General features: G+C 75.8%; 4 protein-coding genes. 2 read left to right on the forward strand and 2 right to left on the reverse strand.

The window, feature by feature from the left end; all coding sequences use genetic code 11:
• A partial coding sequence (locus VGR37_21625; protein HEV2150012.1) for a mechanosensitive ion channel domain-containing protein occupies positions 1-1,295 on the forward strand: 1,295 nt, incomplete at its 5' end.
• Positions 1,296-1,303: 8 nt separating this feature from the next.
• On the opposite strand, the gene VGR37_21630 is transcribed toward VGR37_21625, so the two are convergent.
• Positions 1,304-1,897: a Mut7-C RNAse domain-containing protein gene (locus VGR37_21630; GenBank protein ID HEV2150013.1), complete on the reverse strand. Its 594-nt coding sequence runs from the start codon at positions 1,895-1,897 to the stop codon at positions 1,304-1,306.
• A 104-nt stretch (positions 1,898-2,001) separates the two neighbouring features.
• Between VGR37_21630 and VGR37_21635 the strand changes: the two genes are divergently transcribed.
• Positions 2,002-2,838 (forward strand): alpha/beta hydrolase, encoded by an 837-nt coding sequence (locus VGR37_21635; protein HEV2150014.1) that lies wholly within the window; start codon positions 2,002-2,004, stop codon positions 2,836-2,838.
• 21 nt (positions 2,839-2,859) lie between these two features.
• Here the strand turns inward: VGR37_21635 and VGR37_21640 are convergent.
• Positions 2,860-3,954: DUF4147 domain-containing protein (locus VGR37_21640; protein ID HEV2150015.1), on the reverse strand; the 1,095-nt coding region annotated here is incomplete at its 5' end.

Below are 3,954 nucleotides of genomic sequence, written 5' to 3' on the forward strand. Positions count from 1 at the left end.
GCTCGGGGGCGGTGCGGCGCTCCGGGCGGGCCCGCTCCCGCACGCGCACCGCGGGCGCGGCGGCGGACCGCGCGAGGGGTCAGCTCCGCTCCTTCCGCAAGGCTTCCGTGCTGGCGGTGGCGATGACGGGGTTCCTCCTCCTCATCGTCGCCCCGGACGACCCGGGCGCCGCCCAGCAGCCCCCCGCCGCGGACACCGCCGCAGGCACCGCCGGTCTCCCCGACACCGTCGCCATCGTCCAGCAGGTCCCGCTCGACTCGCTGCAGCGGCCCGCGGAGGACACCTCGGAGGTCCGCGCCGACTCGCTCTCCCGCGAGGGGACGCGGGAGGCCACCCGCACGCTGCGCGACCTGTGGATCTCGGCAATCGCCCTGCTCCCCAAGCTGGGGATCGCGCTGGGGATCTTCCTGGTGGCCTGGCTCCTGGTGCGCGTCCTCCGCCCTCTGCTGCGGCGCACGCTGGGCCGCTGGGAGCGCGCGGACGCCTTCACGGCGCTCTCCGCCATCGCCATCTGGCTCCTGGCGCTGGGGATCGCCCTGAGCGTGCTGGCGGGCGACTTCCGCGCCCTGCTCGGGTCGCTCGGGCTCATCGGCCTGGCCCTTTCCTGGGCGCTGCAGACCCCCATCGAGAGCTTCACCGGCTGGCTCCTCAACTCGTTCCGCGGCTACTACCGCGTGGGCGACCGCATCTCCGTGGGCGAGGTGTTCGGCGACGTGTACCGGATCGACCTGCTGACCACCACCGTGTGGGAGTACGGCGGCGCCGACCGGGCGCCGGGAACCATCCGGGCGGAGCAGCCCACGGGTCGCCTGATCACCTTTCCCAACAACGAGGTGCTCACCGGGACGGTGGTCAACTACACCCGCGACTTCCCCTTCGTCTGGGACGAGCTGGAGGTGGCGGTCGCCAACGAGTCGGAGATGCGCTACGCGCTGGAGACGCTGCGCCGCGTGGCGCACGAGACGGTGGCCGAGCAGATGCGGGAGCCGGCCAAGCTCTACCGCGGCATCCTCAAGGACGCGCGCCTGGAGATGAACGTGCCCGAGGAGCCGCAGGTGTTCGTGGCCATGGCGGAATCCAGCGCGGTGCTTACCATCCGCTACCTGGTGGGGGCGCGGGAGAAGCGGCGCTGGAAGAGCGAGCTGAGCCTGCGGGTGCTGGAGGAGCTGAACCGGCCGGAGCACCAGGGGCGGATCCTCCCCGTGTACCCGCGGCGCCAGGTGCAGATCGTGGGGCCGGACGGCGCGCCCTCCCCGGACGGGTGGACGCTGCCGGAAGGGGAGCGGGAGGCGTAGGCCGCGGCTCAGCCGCCGCCCAGCGCCCGCCCCACCATCCGCCGCATCCGCGCGGTGTGCGAGCCCTCCCAGTACACCCGGCCGCACCCCGCGCACCCGCGGAGCTCCGCCCCCGCCGCGCGCACCGCCTCCGGCACGCGTGCCGCCACCTGCTCGGCGGAGGGCTCGGCCAGCGGGAGGTTGCAGCGGGTGCAGCGGGTGAAGAGCGCGTCCGCGTCGAGCCCGGCCTCGGCGGCGACCTCGCGGAGCTGCTCCAGCGGGTCCTCGCTCCGCACCAGGAGCACCCCCTCGCTCCACCACGCCCCGGCCAGCCCGCGGTCGCGCGTGAGCACCAGCCGCCGCTCCTCCGCGCCCCTCCGCACCAGCTCCGCGTCGGCGATCTCCCCCTCGCAGGCGGCGTCGTAGCCCAGGGTCCGGAGCCACCGCGCCAGGCCGCCGAGCATGGAGTCGGCGAAGAAGCGGGGCGGGTCCTCCTCCCGCCACGCCGACTCCGCCCGGCGCTCCACGCGGGCTCCGCAGGCGCAGGTCAGCGTCCGGCCCAGGGCGAAGCGGCCGTCGTCCGGGTAGCCCCGTCCGCAGCCGGGGCAGGGGATCTCGCGCATGCGGGGTGGGTGGGGAGCGGGTCCGGGAGCTGCCGGGTCGCGCGGTGCCCGCCCCGGGGTTAGAATCGGGGCCGACGCAAACCCTCTGCCGACCGGACGGAAGCATGGACAGCAACGAAGCACGGCCGCAGCCCCCGATCCTGGCCCACTCGCGCGTGGTCGCCGAGGGGCGCACTCCCGAGCGCTGGCTCCTGGTGCTGCATGGGATCTACGGGAGCGGGCGCAACTGGGGCACCGTGGCGCGCCGCGTGGTGGACGCGCGCCCGGAGTGGGGCGCCCTGCTGGTGGACCTGCGCATGCACGGGGGCTCGCAGGGGTTCGCGCCCCCGCACACCCTGGAGGCCACCGCGGCGGACGTGGACGCGCTGGTGGAGCACCTGGACTTCCACGCCGCCGCGGTGCTCGGCCATTCCTTCGGCGGGAAGGTGGCGCTGATGTACGCCCGCGAGCACGCAGAGGGGCTCAGGCAGGCGTGGGTGGTGGACTCCACGCTGGAGGTGCGGGAGCCCTCGGGGAGCGCCTGGCGGATCATCGACGTCGTCCGCTCGCTCCCGGAGGAGTTCGCCTCGCGCGACGAGCTGGTGGGCGCCCTGGAGGAGCAGGGCTACCCCCGGCCGCTGGGGCAGTGGCTCGCCATGAACCTGGAGCGGGATACGGGGGGCTTCCGCTGGCGGCTGGACTGGGACGGCATCGAGGAGATGCTGCGGGACTACTTCCGCACCGACCTCTGGGAGGTGGTGGAGAACCCCCCGGCGGGGGCGGAGGTGCACGTGGTGAAGGCCACGGAGTCGGAGGCGCTGGACGCGGGGGACGTGACCCGGATCGAGGCGGCGGGGCGCACGAACGGGCGCACCTTCCTGCACCGGGTCGAGGGCGGACACTGGATCAACACCGACAACCCGGACGCCGTGGTGCGGCTCCTGACCGACCGGCTTCCGTAGGTCCGCTTCCGCGCCGGAGCCCTATCCCACCAGCACCAGCACCAGGTCGCTGACGTTGGTGCCCGTGGGGCCGGTTACGACCAGGTCCCCGGTCGCGCGGAGGAAGGGGTGCGCATCGTTCCGCTCCAGCGCGTCGCGGGCCTCCATCCCCTGGGCCCGGCCCCGCCCCACTGTCTCGCCGTCCACCATCCCCCCCGCCGCATTGGTCGGCCCGTCGCGCCCGTCGGTCCCCAGCGCGGCGATGACCACGCCGGGCTCGTCCTCGATCTGCAGCGCCGCGGCCAGCGCGAGCTCCTGGTTGCGCCCGCCGCGCCCCTGGCCGCGCACGGTGACCGTGGTCTCCCCGCCGAGCAGGAAGGCGGCCGAGATCCGCGCGGACCCGCCCTCCCCGTGCGCGCCCCGGGCGAGCGCCGCCACCTCGCCGGCCACCTCGCGCGCCTCGCCCTCGAGGTCGTCCGCCACGACGGCGGTGCGGTAGCCCAGGCGCTCTGCCTCCTCGGCCGCGGCGGCGAGCGCCTCGCGGTTGTCGGCGACGACGTGGTACGACGCGCGGGCGAAGACGGGATCCCCCCGCCCGGGGTTCTCCGGGACCTCTCCGGCGTCGCCGCGCTGCAGGTGCGCGCGGACGGCGGGCGGGACCTCCACCGAGTGGCGGAGGAGGACCTCCAGCGCGTCGCGGTAGGTGGTGCCGTCCGGGACGGTGGGCCCGGAGCCGATCGTCTCCGGCGCGGAGCCCACCACGTCCGAGATCGCCAGGGTGACGAGGCGCGCGGGGGCGGCGGCGCGCGCCAGCCCCCCCCCGGCGATCCGGGAGAGGTGCCGGCGCACCACGTTGGTCTCCGCGATGGGCGCACCGGCGCGGAGGAGCCGCTCCGTGGTCTGCGCCAGATCGGAGAGCGAAACCCCCGCGGGGGGCGCCGGCCAGAGGGCGGAGGCGCCCCCGGAAAGGAGGCAGAGCACCAGGTCTCCCTTCCCCGCCGCGCGCGCCGTCTCCAGCGCCGCCGCCGCCCCCGCCAGCCCGTGGGTGTCCGGGAGCGGGTGCGACGCCGGCCAGAGCTCGACTCCCGGGAGGTCGGGGGCGGGCGCGCCCGCCGGGACGGTGAGCGTCCCCCCCGC

Source organism: Longimicrobiaceae bacterium (assembly GCA_035936415.1).
Classification (GTDB): Bacteria; Gemmatimonadota; Gemmatimonadetes; order Longimicrobiales; family Longimicrobiaceae; genus JAFAYN01.